The 22,068-nt window shown below is 60.5% G+C and carries 15 protein-coding genes; 6 read left to right on the forward strand and 9 right to left on the reverse strand.

Annotated features, from left to right (window positions below):
* Positions 1-9 precede the first annotated feature (9 nt).
* Both dprA and IPI80_RS03650 read left to right on the forward strand, forming a co-directional pair.
* A complete protein-coding gene (gene dprA / locus IPI80_RS03645) occupies positions 10-1,152 on the forward strand; it encodes a DNA-processing protein DprA (protein WP_413857232.1) in 1,143 nt (380 codons plus the stop codon).
* Positions 1,153-1,247: 95 nt separating this feature from the next.
* Positions 1,248-1,745: a DUF494 domain-containing protein gene (locus IPI80_RS03650; protein ID WP_413857234.1), complete on the forward strand. Its 498-nt coding sequence runs from the start codon at positions 1,248-1,250 to the stop codon at positions 1,743-1,745.
* A gap of 56 nt (positions 1,746-1,801) precedes the next feature.
* Here IPI80_RS03650 and IPI80_RS03655 read toward each other — a convergent pair whose 3' ends face one another.
* From IPI80_RS03655 to IPI80_RS03675, 5 genes are all read right to left on the reverse strand, one after another.
* Positions 1,802-4,432 carry a DUF1631 family protein gene (locus IPI80_RS03655; RefSeq protein ID WP_413857236.1) on the reverse strand — a complete coding sequence of 877 codons (2,631 nt, stop codon included), beginning with the start codon at positions 4,430-4,432 and terminating at the stop codon, positions 1,802-1,804.
* Between the two features lie 14 nt (positions 4,433-4,446).
* Positions 4,447-5,400: a protein translocase subunit SecF gene (gene secF / locus IPI80_RS03660; protein ID WP_413857238.1), complete on the reverse strand. Its 954-nt coding sequence runs from the start codon at positions 5,398-5,400 to the stop codon at positions 4,447-4,449.
* 12 nt (positions 5,401-5,412) lie between these two features.
* Complete coding sequence (secD, locus tag IPI80_RS03665) at positions 5,413-7,293, reverse strand: protein translocase subunit SecD (RefSeq protein WP_413857240.1); 1,881 nt, start codon at positions 7,291-7,293, stop codon at positions 5,413-5,415.
* Between the two features lie 37 nt (positions 7,294-7,330).
* Positions 7,331-7,663, reverse strand: a complete 333-nt coding sequence (yajC, locus tag IPI80_RS03670; protein WP_413857242.1) for a preprotein translocase subunit YajC — start codon at positions 7,661-7,663, stop codon at positions 7,331-7,333.
* 154 nt (positions 7,664-7,817) lie between these two features.
* The gene (locus IPI80_RS03675; RefSeq protein WP_413857244.1) at positions 7,818-11,435 is read right to left on the reverse strand and encodes an indolepyruvate ferredoxin oxidoreductase family protein; all 3,618 of its coding nucleotides are present in this window, start codon (positions 11,433-11,435) and stop codon (positions 7,818-7,820) included.
* Between the two features lie 135 nt (positions 11,436-11,570).
* On the opposite strand from IPI80_RS03675, the gene IPI80_RS03680 reads away from it, so the two are divergent.
* Both IPI80_RS03680 and IPI80_RS03685 read left to right on the forward strand, forming a co-directional pair.
* Positions 11,571-12,050: an Lrp/AsnC family transcriptional regulator gene (locus IPI80_RS03680; RefSeq protein WP_413857246.1), complete on the forward strand. Its 480-nt coding sequence runs from the start codon at positions 11,571-11,573 to the stop codon at positions 12,048-12,050.
* A 25-nt stretch (positions 12,051-12,075) separates the two neighbouring features.
* Complete coding sequence (locus tag IPI80_RS03685; protein ID WP_413857248.1) at positions 12,076-12,453, forward strand: hypothetical protein; 378 nt, start codon at positions 12,076-12,078, stop codon at positions 12,451-12,453.
* A 35-nt stretch (positions 12,454-12,488) separates the two neighbouring features.
* Here IPI80_RS03685 and IPI80_RS03690 read toward each other — a convergent pair whose 3' ends face one another.
* Positions 12,489-13,697 carry a murein transglycosylase A gene (locus IPI80_RS03690; protein WP_413857250.1) on the reverse strand — a complete coding sequence of 403 codons (1,209 nt, stop codon included), beginning with the start codon at positions 13,695-13,697 and terminating at the stop codon, positions 12,489-12,491.
* Here IPI80_RS03690 and IPI80_RS03695 point away from each other — a divergent pair.
* A complete protein-coding gene (locus tag IPI80_RS03695; protein WP_413857252.1) occupies positions 13,630-13,782 on the forward strand; it encodes a hypothetical protein in 153 nt (50 codons plus the stop codon). The genes IPI80_RS03690 and IPI80_RS03695 overlap by 68 nt on opposite strands.
* Positions 13,783-13,849: 67 nt before the next feature.
* On the opposite strand, the gene IPI80_RS03700 is transcribed toward IPI80_RS03695, so the two are convergent.
* On the reverse strand, positions 13,850-14,665 hold the full coding sequence (locus tag IPI80_RS03700; protein ID WP_413857254.1) for a carbon-nitrogen hydrolase family protein: 816 nt from the start codon (positions 14,663-14,665) through the stop codon (positions 13,850-13,852).
* Positions 14,662-18,801: a YhdP family protein gene (locus IPI80_RS03705; protein ID WP_413857256.1), complete on the reverse strand. Its 4,140-nt coding sequence runs from the start codon at positions 18,799-18,801 to the stop codon at positions 14,662-14,664. The genes IPI80_RS03700 and IPI80_RS03705 overlap by 4 nt, the downstream gene beginning before the upstream one ends.
* 15 nt (positions 18,802-18,816) lie before the next feature.
* Here IPI80_RS03705 and glnE point away from each other — a divergent pair, with 15 nt between their 5' ends.
* A complete protein-coding gene (gene glnE, locus IPI80_RS03710) occupies positions 18,817-21,561 on the forward strand; it encodes a bifunctional [glutamate--ammonia ligase]-adenylyl-L-tyrosine phosphorylase/[glutamate--ammonia-ligase] adenylyltransferase (RefSeq protein WP_413857258.1) in 2,745 nt (914 codons plus the stop codon).
* Here the strand turns inward: glnE and rfaE2 are convergent.
* Complete coding sequence (rfaE2, locus tag IPI80_RS03715; protein WP_413857260.1) at positions 21,558-22,055, reverse strand: D-glycero-beta-D-manno-heptose 1-phosphate adenylyltransferase; 498 nt, start codon at positions 22,053-22,055, stop codon at positions 21,558-21,560. The genes glnE and rfaE2 overlap by 4 nt on opposite strands.
* Positions 22,056-22,068 lie beyond the last annotated feature (13 nt).

The following is a 22,068-nucleotide window of genomic DNA, read 5'->3' on the forward strand; positions in this document are numbered from 1 at the left end:
CGTTGGTGCATGGATCGGGAAGAACTTGGCGCGTGGTTGCGCCTCGAATTGACGCCCGGTGTCGGCAACGCGACCGCGCGCAAACTGCTGGCCGCGTTTGGGCTACCTGATCAGGTATTTTCGGCATCAAGACAAGCCTTGGAACAAGTCGTCAGCCCAGCGCTGTCCACTGCACTTCAAAGCACACCTGCCGAATTTGCAGATCGACTGGAAGCCGCCTGGCAGTGGCTGCAGACCAGCCCGCAACAACGTCGCGTATTGACATTGGGCGATTCCAGCTACCCGCAGTCACTTTTGCACTTGGAAGATCCTCCGTTGCTGCTTTACGGCATGGGGGCGGAATCGGTGTGGACCCGTGGCGACCTAAGCCACTGCATGCCACACAGTTTGGCAGTGGTCGGCAGCCGCAACCCGACCGCACAAGGTGCGGTCAACGCACGGCAATTTTCCAAAGCTCTGACCCAGGCCGGACTGACCATTGTTTCTGGCCTGGCGCTTGGGGTCGATGGTGCGGCCCATGAAGGTGCGCTGGACGGCGCATCGCCGGATCAACTGGCCACCATTGCGGTCGTCGGTACCGGCCTGGACCGCGTTTACCCCAAACAACACCGGGACTTGGCCCATCGTATTGCGCAACATGGTTTGTTGCTTAGTGAGTACCCATTGGGCACGCCACCCCTGTCAGCAAATTTTCCCAAACGCAATCGCATCATTGCAGGACTCAGCAATGGAACGCTGGTGGTGGAGGCCGCGCTACAGTCAGGCTCACTGATTACCGCCCGCCTGGCGACGGAGCAGGGCAAGGAGGTTTTCGCTATTCCCGGCTCGATCCACTCCTCCCAGGCACGAGGCTGCCACGCGCTGATTCGCTTGGGTGCCAAACTGGTGGAAAGTGCGCAGGACGTGCTGGAAGAATTGCTCCCACAAACATCCGTACCGGCCCGAGCCACGGCAGCCGACACCACTCCGACAAGTGCACCTGAAGACAGCCTGCTGGGGGCGTTGGGTTTCAACCCTGTTGGCCTGGACGCTTTATTGGCCCGCACTGGACTGGATACGCCCACCCTACAGGCCCGCCTGATGGAGTTGGAGATTCAAGGCCAATTGGCCCGGCTGCCGGGCGGTCTTTTTCAGCGCATGGCCCTGGGTTGACGTACCCTTTCAACGGTGGCGTGCTACTAACCGGGAAATAAGCGGGAAGTCCATCGCCTTGACTACACCCCAATTTTCTGCGTTATATTGGGACCATGTTTGAAGTGCTTGTCTTCGTTTACGAAAACTACTATGCCGGGGACGGCTGCCCCGATCCGGCCCATCTGGAGCGCAAACTCAATGCCGTCGGATTTGAATCGGACGAAATTAGTGATGCGCTGACCTGGCTCAATGGGCTTCATCACGCCGCCCGGGGCTCCAAGGGTTTTGCGGGCACTTCGCAACAAGTTCCGCCAGAGTCCTGGCTGCGCGAGCCCTGCACTACCAGCGTACGCATCTATCCGGTGGCAGAGCAAAACCATTTAGGGCAGCAATGCCTGGGTTTCATCAGTTTCCTGGAGTCTTCTGGCGTACTGCCTGGGTCCATGCGCGAGGTGGTGATTGACCGCGCCATGGCCGCACCGGGCGCTCCCGTATCGCTGGATGACCTGAAGATCATTATTCTGATGGTGTTCTGGAGCTTTGGGCAAGAGCCCGATGCGCTGGTGCTGGACGAGCTCTGTGACGATTCAGACGACCGCGTGGCGCACTGACCAATTGAGGACAGAGTTGGCTCGCTGCGGGTAACTGCGGCCTGTTCCGCAAAAACTCAGGCGAGCAATCGCTCTGGGTTGGCCTCGATTTTGGACAGGGCGTCGCGCGTGGCGCGCACCGTCAGCGTTTCTTCTTCTTGCGGCAACAAAAGACCAGCCTGCAAATACGCTGCCAACCGCCCACCCTGAATCAAAAAACTCTTGCCAGAAGTGGCTGCAAACAGGTTCAAATGCTTGCGTTCACTGCGCCAGGCAAATTGCACTTGGGTGATCTGGTTGTTGTGGTCCAGGGTGAACCAGGAGCCCAATTGCAGTTCCTGCGCCCAGGCCATCATGGCGGCCGTAGGTTTGGAGCCACCGTTACCCACCACCTCGATGGCCGAAGCATCAATGCCCAACATCATTTCGATGCTTTCGGCGTCCAGCGGCAGGTCACCCATGCCGTCTTCACTCACAAAATCTTCCAGATTGCCTAGGCGCTGTGCCATGGCATCAATCTTCGCCTGGGGAATGGCCTGGGTCTTGGACAGGAATGCATCCGCCAGCGTATCGCTCACAGTTTTGATGTGTGCATCCTGCTCCGACGGCGCCATAGCCAAAAGCGTCATACCCGAACGCAATCGCAGCAGCAGATTGGGCAGGTCCTGAATCACGCGCGCGCGGTCAGCGCGATTGGGCTTGGCGCTGGCGGCCCACACCAAGTCGGTAGCCGATTTTTTGAGGGTCAGGGTGTCTTTGTGTTGCGGCCCTTTGCGCACCGCAGCAACTGCGAGCACTTCGGCCCAGACCTTGAACAAGAATTCCCGGATCTCGTCGCGCACGGGCATGTCCTTGAGCATGTTGCGCATCTCGATGGTGTACTGGATGGCCAACGTTTCCTTTTGCTCTACCTGTTGTGCGACGCTGACAACCTTTTGCGTAGCACCTTTCTCGGTGAGGAACTTGGAGAGGAATTTCTGAAATTCCTCGTACACCACTTGGTACACCTTCTTGCCGGTTTCTGGATATTGCTCGATCACCTGAACAATGCGCTTGATCTCCAATTCCATTGCGTTTCCCTGCACGCCGGTGGAGTCAAAACCCATCACGCAGGAGCCCATGCGGTCGATCAGCAGGCGGGCTGGATGGGTAGTGGTGCCCAGAAAATCCGGGTCTTCCAAGGCAACGCGTAACACCGGCATCTGCAACCGTGCAAACCAGACGCGAATACCGGGCGGAATGCGATCCTCAGCCAAAATGGCCTGGAACATCAAGGCCACAATTTCAATGGTGGCCTTCTCCCCCTTGGTTTCGGCTTTCTTCTTGAGCTCAGTGGTCTTTTCACGCAAGTCCACCGCCACGCGGGCGACTCCAGCTGGGCTGTAGTCCTCGTACATGGTGCCGCCAGATGCGTAGCTGCCCGCCTGACCCGGCCGGGGTGGAGCCATCGCTGCCGCCAATGCCGGCGACGGTGTGTGGTGCTGCTGCGTGCCGACAAAATCGCCGCCACCGTGGCTGACAAAAAGCCGGCGAATCTGCCCAATCACACCTTGGGCACGGCTGCGAGCGCGCGCCATGGGCGTAGCCGCTGTCATCATGCGCGTCTCTTCGGACGCGCCGTAACCCTGACCCACGGCGTTTTGCATACCGGAAGACTGCTTCCAGAAGGGCGTGGGCGACGATGAACCCGGGCCGGACGTTTGCGCACCGTCGGGAGCACCGCCACCACCCGAAGACGTAGCGGCCGACCGGTTGCCCCAACCCAAGCGACCGCCAAAAAACCCCCCGCCCGCACGTCCTTGCCCCTCGCCACCACCGGCATGGCCTCCTGAGACACCTGGACCGCTCGCATTCCCGGTTTGATCACCCGATCCTTGGGTCGGTGCGTACCCCCCTTGGGGTTGACCGCCGCCTTGCTGGGCGTAACCGCCACCGGCTTGTCCAAAATCGCCATATCCACTGCCACCCCTTTCGGACTGCTGCTGTTGCGACGGCGGCTGATTGACGGGCGCTCCCGGCTGCGGGCGTGGTCGTGACGACGCGCCACGGGTGGGGCTCTTGACACGATCTTTGAGCTCAATGGTGGGCATAACGCCCTTCTTGATGAGTACCTCGTTAGCGTTGGCGTAGGCGGTCTTCAGACGCTCGATCAGGAGCTTTTGCACTACTTCGGTCACCATGGACCATGCGTCTCCCGGCATACCGGAATTGGCCCACTGCTCCACCATTAAAAGGACCAGAACTTCGGGGCGCAAGACATCATTTCCGGCAAGCTCTTCAGTTCCTTCCAGAAATTGCATGCGCAGCCGCAAGTCTTCCAACTGGCTGTTGACCTTATCCATCACGGCCATAACCATGCGGGACGCCAGAATTTTGTTCTCAACGACATCGGTGCCCACCAGCTGCAAGCCTACCGCTTCAAGATTCTCGGCCTTCTTTTTCTTGGGCGGCTCCAGGCAGTCTTTCCACACCTTCATGGTGCCTTCTTGCCAAAGGGGACGGCACTTCTTGTAGGCCATCCAGACGTCACGCCGCTCCTGGCTCTCCCGCGCATTGCAGGGCTCATCCATCAGCGTAGTGAGATGTTCCTGCGCCACAGCGGCGATTTCACCCATGGCCTTACCCAGCTCAGCCAGAAAACGTTCACGCACCGCCCTGGCGAATTGTTGCCGGGGCGAGAGACTAGGAGAGCCGTGCGCTGTAGCCATGGTTTAGAACAACATTAAACGGTAGCACCCGCATTCGGGTCCGCAGGGTCACCATCTTTCTTGACGGTACCCTTGACTAGGTCTTCCCGCTGAATACCCAGCCACATCGCGATGGCGGCGGCCACAAACACCGAGGAGTAAATACCAAACAAAATACCGATGGTCAGCGCCAGCGCAAAGTAATGCAGGGTAGCTCCACCAAACACCAGCATGGACAAAACCATAAGTTGCGTCGATCCGTGCGTAATGATGGTACGACTGATTGTGGATGTGATCGCGCTATCGATGATCTGCATCGTATTCATCTTGCGATAACGTCGAAAGTTCTCGCGGATTCGGTCAAAAATCACAACCGACTCATTCACCGAATAACCCAGCACCGCCAGCACCGCCGCCAGCACCGGCAGAGAGAACTCCCACTGGAAGAAGGCAAAAAAGCCCAAGATAATGATCACATCGTGCAGGTTGGCAATGATGGCAGCCACCGCGAATTTCCATTCGAAGCGGATAGCCAGATACAGCATGATGCCAACCACCACACTTGCCAGGGCTTTAAGTCCATCAGTTGCCAGTTCGTCGCCCACCTGTGGGCCAACAAACTCGGTACGGCGCAAGTTGGCACTGGCATCGGCAGCCTTTAGCGTGGCCAGCACTTTCTCGCTTTGTGCACCAGAACTGCTGCCCTTTTGCACCGGCATACGGATCAGCACATCTTGTGCGGTACCGAAGTTCTGCACCTGCACATCGTTGATGCCCAGGGCCGCTACGCTCGCACGAATGGTGTTCAGGTCTGCAGGCTGGGAGTAGCTCACCTCCATCAGCGTGCCGCCCGTGAATTCCACAGAGAGATGCAAACCGCGGGAAAATAGGAAAAAAACCGCCGCCAGAAACGTGACGAACGAGACCACGTTGAACACCAACGCATGCCGCATGAACGGAATGTCGCGGTGGATTTTGAAGAATTCCATGCCTTTTCCCTGTTAGTTTGTCGTTACCTGATTGCCGGAATCAGGCCGCCAAACCGTCCCAATGGACACGCTTTTTAGTTTCTTTTGCCGACCGTACCACAAATTTACCACTCCGCGCGAGAAGAAGACCCCCGAGAACATGCTGGTCAAAATTCCCAGGCAGTGCACCACGGCAAAACCCCTCACCGGACCTGACCCAAAGGCGAGCAAGGCCAAACCGGCAATCAGTGTTGTTACGTTGGAGTCGATGATGGTGGCCCAAGCGCGGTCGTAACCAGCATGGATGGCCGCTTGGGGCGAAGCACCGCTGCGCAACTCTTCGCGCACCCGCTCATTGATCAGCACGTTGGCGTCAATCGCCATACCCAGTACCAGCGCCATGGCCGCCATACCCGGCAGCGTCAGCGTTGCCTGCAACATGGACAGCACCGCCACCAGCAGCAACAGGTTGAAAGCCAGCGAAATACTGGAAATCATGCCGAAGAGCATGTAATACACGCACATAAATACAGCCACGGCACAGAAGCCCCAGGTTACGCTGTGGAACCCCTTGGCAATGTTTTCGGCACCCAGGCTCGGGCCGATGGTGCGCTCTTCGATGATTTCCATCGGCGCGGCCAGCGAGCCAGCGCGCAACAGCAGCGCAGTGTCGGCTGCTTCCACGGTGTTCATGCGGCCGGAGATTTGCACCCGGCCACCACCGATTTCAGAACGGATCACTGGCGCGGTAACGACTTCGCCCTTGCCCTTTTCGAACAGCAGGATCGCCATGCGCTTGCCAATGCTTTCCCGGGTAACGTCGCGGAAAATGCGGGCACCCTTGGCGTCCAGTGTCAGATGCACCGCAGCTTCCTGGGTTTGCTGGTCAAAACCGGGCTGCGCGTCGGTCAGGTTGTCGCCGGTCAGGATCACCTGTTTCTTGACGATCACGGGTGCGCCACTGCGCTCCAGGTAGCGCTCGGAGCCAAACGGCACCGGACCGGTACCTTGCTCGGCGGCACGCGCTTCGGCGCCCTCGTCAACCATGCGGATTTCCAGCGTGGCGGTACGGCCCAGAATGTCTTTGGCCTTGGCCGTGTCCTGCACGCCAGGCAGCTGTACCACAATGCGATCCAGTCCCTGCTGCTGAATCACCGGCTCGGCCACGCCCAGCTCATTGATCCGGTTGTGCAAGGTGGTGATGTTCTGCTTGATCGCCTGCTCTTGCACCTTGCGTGCCGCAACTGGCTGAATAGATGCCACCATCTTGACTTCGGTACCGTCGGCTGTCTCCATGGTGCTCAGTTCGGCGAACTGGTCCTGAATGATGCGTCGTGCGGCTTCTGCAGTGGCAGCGTCCTTGAAACGGATCTCGATGGTCTGGCCATTGCGGTTGATGCCGCTGTGACGCACATTCTTTTCACGCAAGGTGGTACGAATATCACCGGCCAGCGACTCCGCGCGCTTGGACAGTGCGGCCTGCATGTCCACCTGGAGCATGAAGTGCACACCACCACGCAGATCCAGACCCAGGTACATGGGTGAGGCGTGCAGCGCGGTCAGCCAGGCTGGTGAACGCGACAGCAGGTTCAGCGCAACCACATAGCTGCCTTCAGCACCTTCGGGGTTGAGTGCCTTCTGGATGGCGTCCTTGGCCTTGAGCTGCACATCGGTGCTGGCAAAACGCGCCTTAATGGAAGTCCCATCCAGTGTCACCGCATCAGCGGTGATATCTGCGGCCTTGAGCGCGTCTTGCACGCGACCCAGGGTTGCGTCATCGAGCTTGAGCGAGGACTTGGCCACCGAGACCTGAACGGCCGGCGACTCACCAAAAAAGTTCGGCAGGGCGTACAACGCACCTACTACCAGTGCGATCAGGATGATCGCGTATTTCCACGCCGGGTAACGGTTCATGATCGCACTTCAGACTGGGGAGACAGTTTAAATAGAATTACTTGATGCTGCCTTTGGGCAACACCTGAACCACAGCACTGCGCTGGATTTGAAGTTCCACGCCATTGGCCACTTCCAGACCCAGGTAGTTGTCGCCCAGTTTGCTGATCTTGCCCAGCACACCACCGGCCGTCACCACCTCGTCACCCTTGGCAACGGCGTCGATCATGGACTTGTGATCTTTCTGCTTTTTCATCTGGGGGCGGATCATCACAAAGTACAGCACCACAAACATCAAAATCAACGGCAACATACTCATCAGGGAAGACTGCATGTCACCCCCGGCAGCGGCGACAGGGGCAGTTTGGGCAAAGGCAGATGAAATAAACACAGGCTAGAACTCCACAAAACGAGGGAAACAAACAAGTGCTTCACCACCACTAGGGGCGGAGCACACCCAATCGGGCAACCCTTGATTGTAATCGGGCAGCCCTTCTTGCCGCTCTCAGAATACGTTTTTGTGGACTTTGTTGCTTGAAGGGAACTCAGGCTGGACGATGAAACTGCTCCAGCAAGGTTCCCCATTGCTTGCGCGCCGCAGCCAGATGGCGGGCTTTGACATGCCCAAACCCACGAATTTGCTCCGGCAATTTGGCGAATGCCAGTGCGGCATCGCGGTTTTGCCCATTCAGCATTGGCAACATAGTTTCCAGTTCGGCGCGGTATTCCTGCACCAGTGCGCGCTCTTCCCGGCGTTCGGCGGTGTAGCCAAAGATATCGAACGGGCCGCCACGCAATACTTTCAGGGGTGCCAGCCCACGAAATGCGGTTTGCATCCAGGGGCCATAACTGCGTTTTTGCAATTCGCCCGCCGCATTGCGTTTTGCGGAGATCGGAGGTGCAAGATGGTAGTGCAGCTTGAATTTGCCCTCAAACTGGGCTGCAACCTTGGACAAAAAGGCGCCATCGGTGTGCAGGCGTGCAACCTCGTACTCGTCTTTATAGGCCATGAGTTTGAACAGGTACCGGGCCACCGCTTGGGTCAAAGGAAGAGCGGTTGCTTTGCCCGTCGGCAGGTCGGCATCGGCGATTGCCACTTCGGCACGGCGCACGGTTTCGACAAAACCGGCATAGCGGGCGGCGTAGCCTGCGTTCTGGTAACCAGTCAAATACTCCACCCGCTTGGCCACCATGGCGTCCAACGACTCTTTGACCGGCAGCGTGAACTGCACCACCTGGCCCGGGTTCAGCAGATTCTGAACAGCAGGCCAATCCAGCGCCGCTTTGCGGCCCCAGGCAAACGCCGACTTGTTGGCGGCCACAGCCACGGCATTGAGTTCTATGGCGCGCTCCAGGGATGCCAGTTGCAGCGGAATCCAGCCCTTTTGCCATGCATAGCCCAGCATGACAGGGTTCGTAAAAATACTGTCGCCCAAAAACTGCACCGCTATGGCATCGGCATCAAAGGCGCCCACACCCTCTGCGCCCACCACTTGGATGATGTCCGCCAGGCATTGCTGGGCCGGGTTGATCCAATTGGGGTTGGACACGAACGCCGCAGTGGGAGCACTGTGGGAATTCAACGCCACATGGGTGCGACCCTGGCGCATGCGCAGCGTGGTTTCTTTGCCGGCCACCACAATGGGGTCGCAGCCAATCACCAGATCGGCCGAAGCCATGCTGACCCGGGTGGTGCGGATTTCGTCCTGGTTCGAGGCAATGAGGACATGGCTCCAGGTGGCACCGCCCTTTTGCGCCAAACCGCCTGCGTCTTGGGTGACAATGCCCTTGCTTTCCAGGTGTGCTGCCACACCCAGCAACTGACCGATGGTGATAACACCGGTCCCCCCCACGCCGGCCACGATGATGCCCCAGGCCCCACCATCCAGTGATGGCAAGTTGGGTTCAGGCAAGGCACTTGTATCACCCGTGGCAGCAACAGCGCCCTTGGCCTTTTTGCGCAACTGACCGCCTTCCACCGTAACAAAACTGGGGCAAAAACCATTCACGCAACTAAAGTCCTTGTTACACGTACTTTGGTTGATCTGGCGCTTGCGGCCAAACTCGGTCTCCAGCGGCTCCACGCTCACGCAATTGCTCTGCACGCTGCAGTCGCCGCAGCCTTCGCACACCAGCTCGTTGATGACCACGCGCTTGGCCGGGTCCACCAGGGTGCCGCGCTTGCGGCGGCGGCGTTTTTCAGTGGCGCAGGTCTGGTCATAAATGATGACAGTGGTGCCCTTGGTCTCCCGGAACTGCTTCTGAATGGTGTCGAGTTCGTCGCGGTGGTGCACAGTCACACCCTGCGCCAGTTCCACTTCGGCGTATTTCTCGGGCTCGTCCGTCACCACCACAATCTGGGCGGCGCCCTCGGCCCGCATACTCTGGGCGATCTGCACCACGGAATGGCCTTCCGGGCGCTCACCGATCTGCTGGCCGCCCGTCATTGCCACGGCGTCGTTGTACAAAATTTTGTAGGTGATGTTGACCCCGGCAGCAATGCTCTGGCGCACGGCCAGCAAGCCACTGTGGAAGTAAGTGCCGTCGCCCAGGTTGGCAAACACGTGTTGCTCGTTGCTGAACGGCTGCTGCCCGACCCAGGGCACGCCCTCGCCACCCATTTGCGTAAAGCCCACGGTGGCACGGTCCATCCACACGGTCATGAAATGGCAACCAATGCCGGCCATGGCGCGCGAGCCCTCGGGCACCTTGGTACTGGTGTTGTGCGGACAACCGGAGCAGAACCAGGGCTGGCGGTCGCCCGACTTGATCTCGGCCTGGGCACGGCTGATGTCCAGTGCCTGCATGGCACTTTCCTTGGCCGCCAAAATGGCCAACTGCGTGTCCAGGCGCGCGGCAATGTCGGCGTCCACGCCCAGATTTTTGAGGCGTGCGGCAATGGCGCGGGCGATGATGGCGGGCGACAGATCGGCATTGGCGCGCAACAGCGTGTTGTCGCTGGGGTTGGGCATGCCCCATTCGCCGCCGCTGCCAAAGCCCGATCCGTCGGTCTCCATCTCATTGAACTTGCCCAACACGCGCGGACGTACGTCGGCGCGCCAGTTGTACAGGCCTTCCTTGAGTTGGTACTCGATGAGCTGGCGCTTTTCTTCCACTACCAAAATCTCTTGCAGGCCAGTGGCAAATTCGCGGGTCAGTTGCGCCTCCAGCGGCCAGACCACACCCACCTTGTGCAGGCGGATGCCCACGCGTCGGCAGGTGGCGTCGTCCAGCCCCAGGTCCAACAGGGCCTGGCGGGTGTCGTTGTAGGCCTTGCCACTGGAGATCAAGCCCAAACGGTCACTCGGACCTTCGATCACGTTGTAGTTCAGGCGGTTGGCGCGGATGTAAGCCAGGGCCGCGTACCACTTGTAATCAAACAGGCGGGCTTCCTGCTCCAGCGCGGCGTCGGGCCAGCGGATATGTACTCCGCCGGGTGGCATGACAAAGTCGGTCGGAATCTTGATCTGCACCCGATCCGGGTCAATCATGGCCGTCGCGCTGGACTCCACGATCTCCTGGATGGTCTTCATGCCCGCCCACACACCCGAGAAGCGGCTCAAGGCAAAGGCGTGGATTCCCAGGTCCAGAATTTCCTGCACGTTGGCCGGAAAAAACACCGGGGTTCCGCAGGCCTTGAAGATGTGGTCGCTTTGGTGTGCCGCTGTCGAGCTTTTCGAGATGTGGTCATCCCCGGCCACTGCGATCACACCGCCCCAAGGGGTGGTGCCAGCCATATTGGCGTGCTTGAATACGTCGGAGCAGCGGTCCACGCCGGGGCCCTTGCCGTACCAGATGCCGAACACACCGTCGTACTTGTTGCTGCCCTTGGGCGCAAAGCCCAGTTGCTGGGTGCCCCACATGGCGGTGGCGGCCAGCTCCTCGTTCACTCCGGGCTGGAATACGACGTGGTGGGCCTTGAGGTACTTCTCGGCTTTTTGCAAGGACTGGTCGTAGCTTCCCAGGGGCGAACCACGATATCCGCTGATAAAACCGGCCGTATTCTTGCCGACGCGTTGGTCGCGCACACGCTGCAACATGGGCAGCTTCACCAGGGCCTGAACGCCGCTCATGAAGGCATGGCCATAGTCCAGCGTATATTTATCGTCCAGCGAGACAGTTTGCAGCGCTTTGAGAATGTGGTCGGGCAAGGGTGCGTTCATGGGCGGTGTCTCCAGGGCTGGCCTCGGGGGCCGTTGTTCTGGAGTCAGTGTAGGGCGGTCTGGCTGATATGTCTTTGCGTTCTATCGCCCCTGTACCCTGGCAAAAGAAAGGATATTGCTTCAAAATGCCTGTAAATGGAACATCTAGACAAATTTGACCTTGCCATACTCCAAGAGCTTCAAAAAGACGGCCGCCTGAGCAACACCGAACTGGCGTCGCGGGTTGGACTTTCCACCGCGCCTTGCTGGCGGCGTGTGCGCGCACTGGAGGAGTCGGGTGTCATCAAGGGCTACCGTGCCGAGCTGGACCGCAAGAAAATCGGCCTGGGCGTGCTGGCCTTTGTTCGGCTGGACGCCGAACGCAATACCGGCGACTCCACGCGCGCGCTGGAAGAAGCTATTCACAAGTTGCCCGAAGTGGTGTCTTGCCACTACATCAGTGGCACAGGCACCTTTGAGTTGCAGGTCATCACCCAGGACCTGGACAGCTTTTCCCGCTTGGCACGCGAAAGCTTGATCAACCTGCCCCACGTCAAGGACTTGCACACCAGCTTTTCTCTGGGTGAAGTGAAAACCAGCAGCGCGCTACCGCTGGGCCACCTGCAGAGCCGCTAGGCCACACCCTTCTGGAGCGCGCACCATGAACACCCCACAACCCGCTTCCGCCGGCCATAGCAACTGGCGCCGCCAACTGACGGGTTTCTTGATGCTATTTTCGCTTCTAGCCCTCGTCGCCATTGCACAACCCACTATTAATTCAATAGTGTTAGAAAGCCAACTACCGCTGCGCAATATCCAGATTGAGGTGCGTCAGGTGCAAAGCGGTACCCAGGAAACCCACAACCGGCAAAGCCAGCGCAACAGCACCAGCAGCACCGTGCTGGTACCACTGGGTGAATGGGTCAGGGTGGCAGAGTCCGACATAGACAGCCGCACTAACCGTGCCGGTTGGGGCGGCCCGGGCGTAGAAGGCACCCAGCAAGCCAGCGAATTGCAGGTGCGCCTAAGCGTGCGATAGGGCTTCGCTGAAACATCGGGTATTGCGTGGTGACGTTATCTGGCCTGTTTGGGCCACAACGCCCATAACTGCAGTGGCTGGCGCAAGCGGCCTGCCAATTCACCTGCCTCGGCGCCCCAGCCCACGAAATAGTCCGCCCGCACAGCACCGGTAATGGCACTGCCCGTGTCCTGGGCCAGCACCAGTTTCTGCAGGCTCATCTGGGGACCACTGGATGCCAGCCACACCGGCGTACCAAAGGGAATGGACGCTGGGTCCACCGCAATGGAGCGCCCAGGCGTCAGTGCCACGCCCTGGGCGCCACGCGGGCCTTCGCTGGAGTCGCGGTCGCTGATGGCTTCTTCGCGGAAGAACACTACGCGCGGATTGCTCCACAACAGTTCTTGCTGGCGCTGCGGGTTCTGCGCCAGCCAGCTTTTGATACCGGGCCAGGAGGCATCTTTGACCAGGCCCTGGTCCAGCAACCAACGGCCCACGCTGCGGTAGGGCTGGTCGTTGGTGCCGGCATAGGCCAAGCGGACCCAACGCTGGCTACCATCGGGCTGGGAGATGCGCAGACGCCCGGAGCCCTGAATCTGCAGCATCAGGGCGTCTACCGGGTCGGCCATATAAGCGATAGCACGCCCCTGCAAGGCGGCCTGGGCCTCGGGCAGAGTGTCGATCTCCTGGCGCGAGTACCAGGGCTTGCGCTGGGCTAGCCCCGCTGGTGGTCCGTACAGGGGCACGCCAAAACCATTAGCGGGCAAGCGGCTGGCTTGCATCATTGGCTCGTAATAGGCTGTCAGCAAACCTGTGGTTTCACCCTGCGGTGATTCCACGCGGTACGGTTGCAGGCGCTCCTGCATCCAGGCACGCTGCTCGTCCGCGCTACCAATGCTCAGTCGGCGGATATCGCCGCACAGGGGTGCAAACGGGCCACCGGGGCGCTCACACCCCTTGAGCCATGCGTTCCAGGCATCAAACAGGGCGTCGTCGGCCAAGCCGGGCAAATCAGACCAGGCAGCGGGCACCCAGCGACTCTTGGTCCGGTAGAGCGTTCCGGGCACCGATCCCACCCCTTGCGACGGCGGCGTGCGCACATCCTCACCCGGCGTCGGGACACTGATCGGCGCACTGCCGCAGGCCACCAGAGTTCCTACAATCAGCGCCATTGCCCCATAAGCCAGGAGCCGTTTCATGTCATTGTTATTTCTGGAAGCCCTGGGCGCGGGGCTGATACTGGTTGGAATCATCTGGTGGACCATGTTCTCGGGTCGTAAAAATGGCGAACTGCCGGATATCGATGCCGCTGAGTCTTCTCCCGATTCTTCAGATAAAAAAACACACTAGCCCTCGTCGGATATGCGTATACAGCTATCAATTCAATAGTAAATTAAAACTACCACCGCCACACCTGTCAGAGCACACGGTGCTGCAGCGCTGGCAGTTGCGATCGGCATTGCGCCAGACGCGCAGAGTCCAGCTCGCCGCAAACCACACCGGGCTCTTGTGCCTGCTGCGCCAGCACCTGCCCCCAGGGATCAATCAACACCGACTGCCCCCAAGTGCGCCGACCGTTAGGGTGGGTTCCGCCCTGGGCGGCGGCGGCCACAAAAGCCAGGTTCTCAATCGCACGGGCACGCAACAGCACCTCCCAGTGGGCCTGGCCGGTGGTGTGGGTGAAGGCGCTGGGTACCAAAATCAAGTCAACACCATCCTGCGCATAGCTCCGATACAACTCCGCAAAGCGCAGGTCGTAGCACACGCTTAAGCCCACCTGCCAAGTGTGGCCGTCACGCGAGGGCAGGGCAAACCGGGTCGGCTGTGAGCCGCGTTGCAATACCCTGGATTCGTCGTAGGACTCGACTCCATTGTCAAAACGGAACAGGTGAATTTTGTCGTAGCGCGCCACGCACACGCCCTGCTGGTTGAAAGCCAGTGAACTGTTGAAAACCCGGTCCGGCTGCGACGCACAGAGCGGCAAGGTACCGCCCACCAGCCACAGGCCCAGCCGGCGCGCCGTATCCGACAAAAACTCTTGAATGGGTCCGCTGCCATACGCCTCCTGTATGGCCAGCTTGTCACTGTCGTGCTGTCCGATCAGACAAAAGTACTCCGGCAGGATGGCCAGTTCGGCGCCCATCTGTGCCGCCTGCTCCAACAGACTTTGGGCCTGCACCAGGTTCTCGGACAGAATGCCAGTGGACACCATCTGGATAGCTGCAACCTTCATTTGGATGACTCCTGGGTTTGGCTCGCTGGGAGAGCAGGTGCGGCAGGGGGAGCCGAAGCCGACTTGCGATTAAGTTTGGTCACCCGGGGATCGGTCCAGGTGCCGTCGAGCATAAATTCCTGCGTGGCCGCCTCCATCAACGGGCGGCGCAGGATGAGTTGGGCCAGAAAGGTGCTCAGCCCCACCACCGGGTTGATGGCGGACGCCAGCAACGAGGCACCGCCGACATTGATATCCGGCACCACAACCACCTTGATGGCCTGCGTCTCGTGGGCGATGTCGGCCTGCCCCTCCATCAACACGGCGGCGTTGATGCCCTTCATCTGCAGGTTGTTGGTGCGGGCAATACCCTGGGTAATGGACACATCGCCGCGAAAAAAATCAAAGGCAAAGCCTTCGCTGAACACATCGCGAAAATCCAGTGTCAGGCGCCGTGGCAGCGACTGCAGGCTGAGCACGCCGAGCAGTTTGCTGATGCCAGGGTCGGTCTTGAGGAACTGCCCGTTTTCCACATTGATGTTGAAGTTCCCGCCCAGGCTGGGGTAGTCCAGCGTGATGGGCGAACCCAGCCAGGCAACCTGACCTTCCACCAGGCCCCGCCCCTTGCGCACCACGCCCTTCATGCCGAAACGGTTGAGCAGTTCGCCCGAGTCCGCAATGTCGAGCTTGAAGTTCATCACCGTGCGCCGGCGTTCCTTGATGCTGCGCGGCGCGGGTGCACCGGCGCCTGGGTTGAGGTCGGTCCAGTTGCCGCTGGCAGTCAGCACGGCTTCGGGGGTGGAGATGTTGAAGCGGTTGAGGCGCCATTCACGTGGCACATCCCGTGCGGCGGCGCTGGCCGAGGCACCCAGATTGACAGCGTCGATCTCGATTCGGCCCAGCTTCTTGCCCCGCAGTTCCAGGTCGTCCACCACAATGTCCAGCGCGGGGATGCTGGCGGGTTGTTCGTCGAGCACGCTTTCCACATCCTGTGCGGCGCTGGGTGCGATCACCAGCCGGGCCAGGCGACCGTACAGACGCCCGGCGTTGGCGCCCGACGGCTGGCGGTACTCGACGTAACCATTGAGCTCGGAGGCATCCATATTGGCCCGCCACAGCGTACCGTCGCGGCCACCACCAATCACCAAGTTGTTGAGCTTGTGCCCGCCCACGGTCAGCTCCCGTGCGCGCACTGCCAGGCTGGTGGGCAGGTAGCCGATGCTCACCTGATTGGCGGGACTGGTGATGTTGGCGGGCGACAGGTCGGCCCCGGCGGCGCGGGACAGGACGCTGGACCAGGCATCCATGTCCAGACTGGCCAGGTTGATGTTGGCCACCACACCTTCAGTTGGCAAAGGGGCAGATTCGTCGGCGGCCAGCCCCACACCAATGGCGCCGCGCAGCACCCGGGCATCGGCACCGGACACGTCGCGCACATAAATCAGGTTGAGCAGTTTTCCTACGTCCAGTAGCAACTGGTCTTGCTGGCGCGCCGTGCCCTCGCTGCCGGCGATGGGGCGCACCGCTGCAATATCGAGCCGCACTGGCAGGGTTGCCTCCGCCGATTTGGCAAAGGGTGCGGGCAGGGTCAAGGCCATGCCCACCAAGTTGCTGTTGATCTGCAATTCCGGAACTTTGCCGCGCAACCCGAGTGTGGCTGTGTACGCAGCCGAGCCGTTAGCGTACTGCGCCAGCCGCGCCGCAAACCCCAACTCTTTGGCCTGGCGCAAACCGTCGGAAGTTGCAGTGCCTTGCAAACGCAGCACCGGGGGTGCAGACGATTTGTTTCCTGCGGGCGCGCTGCCAGAGAGCGCGGTCAGCCCACCGTCAATGCGCACATCACCCCCCAAGGCGCGAGCCTGCACACCGGCTACGGAAAACCCGGTTTCCGAAAACGCAATATTGCCACGCATGCGCGCAAGGTGCGGCGTATCCGGAGTAACCTGCAATTCGTTCCCCGCCAGGGCAATAGTGCCTCGCACGGTGGCCCGGTCCACCGCCGCAATCGGAAAGGCCAACTTGAAACGGTAGTCCGCCGCCCCTGCGGCACTGGCATGGTCCAGCGCCTTGCCCATCAAGCCGCCCAACGGAGAACCATTGACCACGCCGAGTATGTCGGTCAGCGGCCCCTGGGCCGCAGCGGTGACGGTAACCGTGGCGCCACCGTACAGGCTGTCCACCACACCGTCGACCTTGGTAACGCGCAGGCCCGCAGTATTGGCTACATTGCCGTGCGCACCCTTGACCTGCAGCACGGCGCGGTCAATCACCAGTTCGCCCGAGAGTTGGGTCAGTGCCGGCCACTGCAGACTGCCCTTGTCCAGCAGGAAAGACGGCACATAGGCAAAGGTAGCGTCGTGCATGTCGGCCGATATGCGGAAGTCCCCCTGCTTTGGCGTGGTGTAGGGAAAGTCATGCAGATTGCCCTTGACCTTGAATTTGACGCCCGTTGCCGTACCTGCTGTTACCGCTTCACGCACGTAGTCACGCACGTCTTTGGGCAGGCCCAATGGCAAATAGCGGTGGACCCTGGTGCCATCGGCCCGGCTCAGGCTCCCCTGCAAGTCCAGCAATCCTGGAAAACGCTTGGCGCTTGCGGCACCATCCACCGTCTGCCATTTGACTTGGGCCTCGCCCTGGGCGTCGGCATTGCCGAAACGCAGATTGGGCAGGGTCAGGCTGATCTGGGTGCCGTCCAGCTTCCATTGCACATCGGTGCTGAGTTGGTCAAAGGGCAGCAGCGGGTCTTCAAACACACCTGGCAAATCCATGCTGCCGTCCTTGACCGCCACTGTGGCCCGGCCACCGCTCTGGTTCAGGTCGAAGTCAATGTCCGCCCCTTTGAAGCCGGGTCTGGTCTCACCCGCTGTTGCCCGTGCGGCAAGTTCCAGTTGGGTCACGCGGCCCTTGGCGGTGTAGCGGCTGGGCTGCTCCATGGTTCCCTGCCAGGTGGCCTGCAAATGCTCTACCAGCCCCTTGGGCGCGAGTTGCTGCAAGGCGGTGCGGACCTTCTCTGCCAGTGGCAACCGCTGGGCAATTTGCGACAGGGCAGCCAGGTCCAGGCGGTCGGCCACCAGTTCGCCACGCGCGGGTTTGCGCAGGTCTGCATCGAACACCGATAGCCGCACGTTGCCGCCGGGCCAGTGCAAGCCATCCGCAGTCTCAAACTGCAAGGCCTGGGTAGAAACTTCGCCACCACCATCCAGCCGACGGGCACCCAGACGGCCGGTAACTCCACGCAGTGCCAGAGGCTCCAGTTTGGGGCTGAGTGTGACCATGACGTCATCCAACGCCAAGTCGGCAGTGGCGCCTGTCACGACGCCGCGGCTCACATCCACCCAGGCACGCACTGAACCAGCGCCCTGGGCCAGATCCACCCCCAGGTCGGCGTAGCGACGCAACTCGGCCAGATCGACCTGTGCAAATGTTGCAAATAACTGCCCTTGCCATTCACGCCACCGACTAGCACTGCGTGACAGCAATGGCTGACGGAAAATGCCGGCCACGCTCAGACGTCCACCCCAGTGTGCAGGCGGGTTGGCGTCCAGGCGCATGGAGTGGGACCGGTGCTGATTGCGCAGAACCCAGTCCACATCAGTCAGCGCGATAGTGGGCTCATTGCGCAATTCATCCGTCCATGTGACGGTACCGTGGCGAATCACCAGCTCGGGCTGTGAGAACACCCAATCAGCAGCTGTGCTGTCCGCATTATCCGTACTGGATACAGGGATACCCGCCACCCAGATACGCCCATCCACAGAGCGGCGAACGGCCAGCTCTGGGTGGTCTACAGTGATCTGCTCGATTCCCATTCCCATAATGGATCGGGCCGAGAGCGCCGCCAACACCTGCGGCAGCCTGAGGGTTTCGCGCCCCTGTGCATCCAACAACCGGACATCGTTGAGTTCGAGCGAAGGGATCAGACCGTTGGAGCGGGCGACGATGTCCCCCACCCGCACGGTCACGCCCAACGCACGGGACACTTGCTGCTCCAGCGTCGGACGGAATTCTGCGATTCGCGGCACAATCACGAAATGCAGTGCGCCCCAGACCATGATTAACACTATCCAGACGGATGCCACCAACCAAAAAGCTGCGCGCACAGCGAATGCGCCGACCCTGAGCAAGGGAGAGGGGTTGGGAGTCAATTCAGTCATCGCAATCGGAACACCATGTCAGGAATTATGACCCGCAATGGACACCAGGATCTGAGCGATGGTTCCCGCTTCAGCCAACGTATTCGCCGACGCTACGCCCAGCAATTAACCCTACTCCCGGCGGGCACACCCACACGGGCCAGCATGCAGGCGCTGTACGAAGGCTTGCTGGCCAATGGCAACGATGTGGGCAGTGGTCTGCGCACTGTGCGCCAACTGGTCGTTGAGCGGCTCATCCACCTGGATTGCAACGAAGGTGCCTCCCTGTCCGCCGTAACCGGTGTCATGACCGACTTGGCCGAATTTGCCCTGGATACGGCTTACCACGAGAGCTGCAAAACACTGGACGCACAACATGGCGCACCACATACGCCACAGGGCATGCGAGCCGAGTTGTGTATTGTCGGCATGGGCAAGCTTGGTGCACGTGAACTCAATGTATCCAGCGACATTGATCTCATCTATATCTACGACCAGGATGGCGAGACCGGCGGCAATGCCGAAGGCAGAAACCGCGTATCCAACCAGGAATACTTCGGCAAGCAAGTCAAGGCCATTTATGCGCTGGTAGGCGACACCACGGAGCATGGCTTTGTCTTTCGGGTTGACTTGGCGCTGCGCCCCAACGGTAACTCTGGACCTCCCGTGGTTTCGTTGGGGGCGTTGGAAGAGTATTTTCACGTTCAGGGGCGCGAGTGGGAGCGTTTTGCCTGGCTCAAGAGCCGGGTGGTGGCCCCCACGCAGTCGATTGGATCGGCCTGCGCGCTAAGCCTGCGCAGCGTGGTGATGCCTTTTGTGTTCCGGCGCTACCTGGACTACAACGTCTTTGATGCCCTGCGCGTGCTGCACCGCCAGATCCGCGACCACGCCACCAAGCGCAGCGCCGGCAAGCCCGAGCGCAACAACGACGTCAAACTCTCGCGCGGCGGTATCCGCGAGATCGAATTCACCGTACAACTGCTGCAGGTGGTGCGAGGTGGCCAGTTCCCCGAGTTGCGCACCCGTCCCACGCAGAGCGCTCTGAAGCGATTGGCCCAGGCTGGCCTGATGCCGCAGGCCACGGCCGAAGCATTGGCCCAGGCGTATGTATTTTTGCGCCAGGTGGAGCACCGCATCCAGTACCTGGACGACCAGCAGACCCACCTGCTGCCCACGGCTGATCCTGAGCTGGAATGGATTGCCCACACGCTGGGCTTTGAAGGAACTTGCGCCTTTCTGGGTGAGCTTGACCGCCACCGTGAACTGGTCGCCCAGGAGTTTGACGCCCTGCTCGGTGGTGCCCCGAAAGAATGCAAAGGCTGTGGTGGTGCGGCAGCGGCTTCACCAGGCACTAACGACTTCGACGCCCTACTGGCCCCACTCACTGGGCGTTTCCATGAGCGGGTGGCGAGCTGGCGTCACCACCCCCGCGTCTTGGCCCTGCGCGAAGAATCCCGCGCACGCTTGGCCCGGCTGGTACTACGCACAGCGCAATGGTTGGCCGAGGGCCGTGTCAGTGAAGACGCCGCAGTGCGGCTGGCCGACTGGATTGAACCCCTGCTGCGGCGCGAGAGTTATCTGGCTTTGCTACTGGAGCGCCCTGTTGTGCATGAGCGCCTTCTGCACATGCTGGGCGCTGCTCGCTGGCCTGCGCGCTACCTGCTCAAACACCCCGGCGTCATCGACGAACTGGCAGGCAACGCCCTGTTCGAGGAACGGTTTGACCCCGCTGATTTCGAGCAGGAACTGGAACGACGACGCAGTGCCTTGCAAAGCAGCGGCGAAGATGACGATGAGGCCCTGCTTGACTTGCTACGCCGCGCCCACCATGCGGATGTGTTCCGCATTCTGGCGCGCGACGTGGAAGGACGCCTAACAGTAGAACAGGTTGCGGATGACCTCAGCGCCCTGGCCGAAGTGGTATTGCGCGTTACCACCCGCTGGTGCTGGGAACGGCTGAAGAACCGCCACCAGCCGGAATGCTGCTTTGGCATCATTGCCTACGGAAAACTTGGTGGCAAGGAGTTGGGCTATGGCAGTGATCTGGACATTGTGTTTGTCTACGACGACCCGGATGACCGAGCCGGCGAAGTCTACGCAGCCCTGGTGCGCAAGCTGATCAACTGGCTCACCGTCAAGACCGGCGAAGGGGACTTGTACGAAATCGACACGGCCTTGCGCCCCAACGGCAATTCAGGGCTCTTGGTCACCAGTTTCGATGCCTATTCGAATTATCAACAGCAGCGTGGCAGCAATACGGCATGGACTTGGGAACACCAGGCCATGACCCGGGCCCGCTGTGTACTGGGCGATGCCGCGCTGCAGGCCCGCTTTGATGCGATGCGCGAAGCCGTGATCAGCGCCGAGCGGAATAACCAGGGGTTGCTCGCAGAAATTGACAACATGCGCGACAAAGTGCGCAGTGCTCACCCGGTGCGCGGGGCGCTGTTCGACATCAAACACAGTCCCGGCGGCATGGTGGACATCGAGTTTGCGGTTCAGTTTCTGGTGCTATCCCAAGGCTACCGCCATCCTGAACTGCTGGCTAATGCCGGCAATATTGCTCTGCTGCAACGTGCCCAAGCCTGCGGGCTGCTGCCAGCACCGGTAGGCGATGAAGCCGCACAGGCCTACCGCAGCCTGCGCCAAATCCAGCACCGTGCCCGCCTCAATGAAGAAACCACCCAGATTGAGGCGGCTTCGGTCGCCCACGAACGCGCTGCTGGGCTGGCCTTGTGGGAGGTGGTTTTTGCTGCCGCATCCGCGCCACAGGCCGCCTAGTTGCTTGCACGGATGCGCTGCAGTAGGCGGGTGGTTGAATAGCCTTCAACAAAAGGCAGCGCTTGGGCGCGTCCGCCCCAGGTATGCATCAGCGCGGTTTCCGGTAGCACATCCATGTCGTAGTCACCGCCTTTGACCAGAATGTCCGGTCGTATCTCCGCAATGATCTGGACCGGGGTGTCCTCATCAAACCAAGTAACCAAGTCAACGCACTGCTGGCTGGCCATGACAATGGCCCGGTCCATCTCCTGGTTCAGCGGGCGATCTTCGCCTTTGCCCAGCCGGCGCACCGAGGCGTCGGTGTTGAGCGCCACGATCAGGCTGCCACCCAGCGACCGGGCCTGCGCCAGGTACATGACATGGCCTCTGTGCAGCACGTCAAAAACACCATTGGTAAACACCCAGGGGCGTGGCAGGCCGGATAGGTGTGTCAACAGGTCGCTGCGAATGCAGATTTTGGACAAAAAGGCGGGGGTTGGGTCGTGGGCGTGCATGATGACAATGCTA

It is taken from the genome of Candidatus Aalborgicola defluviihabitans (assembly GCF_016705985.1).
Classification (GTDB): domain Bacteria; phylum Pseudomonadota; class Gammaproteobacteria; order Burkholderiales; family Burkholderiaceae_C; genus Allorhodoferax; species Allorhodoferax defluviihabitans.

What these genes read in the sequence shown, in the direction of transcription:
- dprA (WP_413857232.1), top strand. Translation starts at nt 10, where the DNA reads ATGGATCGGGAAGAACTTGGCGCGTGGTTGCGCCTCGAATTGACGCCC.
- IPI80_RS03650 (WP_413857234.1), top strand. Translation starts at nt 1,248, where the DNA reads ATGTTTGAAGTGCTTGTCTTCGTTTACGAAAACTACTATGCCGGGGAC.
- IPI80_RS03655 (WP_413857236.1), bottom strand. Translation starts at nt 4,432, where the DNA reads ATGGCTACAGCGCACGGCTCTCCTAGTCTCTCGCCCCGGCAACAATTC.
- secF (WP_413857238.1), bottom strand. Translation starts at nt 5,400, where the DNA reads ATGGAATTCTTCAAAATCCACCGCGACATTCCGTTCATGCGGCATGCG.
- secD (WP_413857240.1), bottom strand. Translation starts at nt 7,293, where the DNA reads ATGAACCGTTACCCGGCGTGGAAATACGCGATCATCCTGATCGCACTG.
- IPI80_RS03675 (WP_413857244.1), bottom strand. Translation starts at nt 11,435, where the DNA reads ATGAACGCACCCTTGCCCGACCACATTCTCAAAGCGCTGCAAACTGTC.
- IPI80_RS03680 (WP_413857246.1), top strand. Translation starts at nt 11,571, where the DNA reads ATGGAACATCTAGACAAATTTGACCTTGCCATACTCCAAGAGCTTCAA.
- IPI80_RS03685 (WP_413857248.1), top strand. Translation starts at nt 12,076, where the DNA reads ATGAACACCCCACAACCCGCTTCCGCCGGCCATAGCAACTGGCGCCGC.
- IPI80_RS03695 (WP_413857252.1), top strand. Translation starts at nt 13,630, where the DNA reads ATGTCATTGTTATTTCTGGAAGCCCTGGGCGCGGGGCTGATACTGGTT.
- IPI80_RS03690 (WP_413857250.1), bottom strand. Translation starts at nt 13,697, where the DNA reads ATGGTCCACCAGATGATTCCAACCAGTATCAGCCCCGCGCCCAGGGCT.
- IPI80_RS03700 (WP_413857254.1), bottom strand. Translation starts at nt 14,665, where the DNA reads ATGAAGGTTGCAGCTATCCAGATGGTGTCCACTGGCATTCTGTCCGAG.
- IPI80_RS03705 (WP_413857256.1), bottom strand. Translation starts at nt 18,801, where the DNA reads ATGACTGAATTGACTCCCAACCCCTCTCCCTTGCTCAGGGTCGGCGCA.
- glnE (WP_413857258.1), top strand. Translation starts at nt 18,817, where the DNA reads ATGTCAGGAATTATGACCCGCAATGGACACCAGGATCTGAGCGATGGT.
- rfaE2 (WP_413857260.1), bottom strand. Translation starts at nt 22,055, where the DNA reads ATGCACGCCCACGACCCAACCCCCGCCTTTTTGTCCAAAATCTGCATT.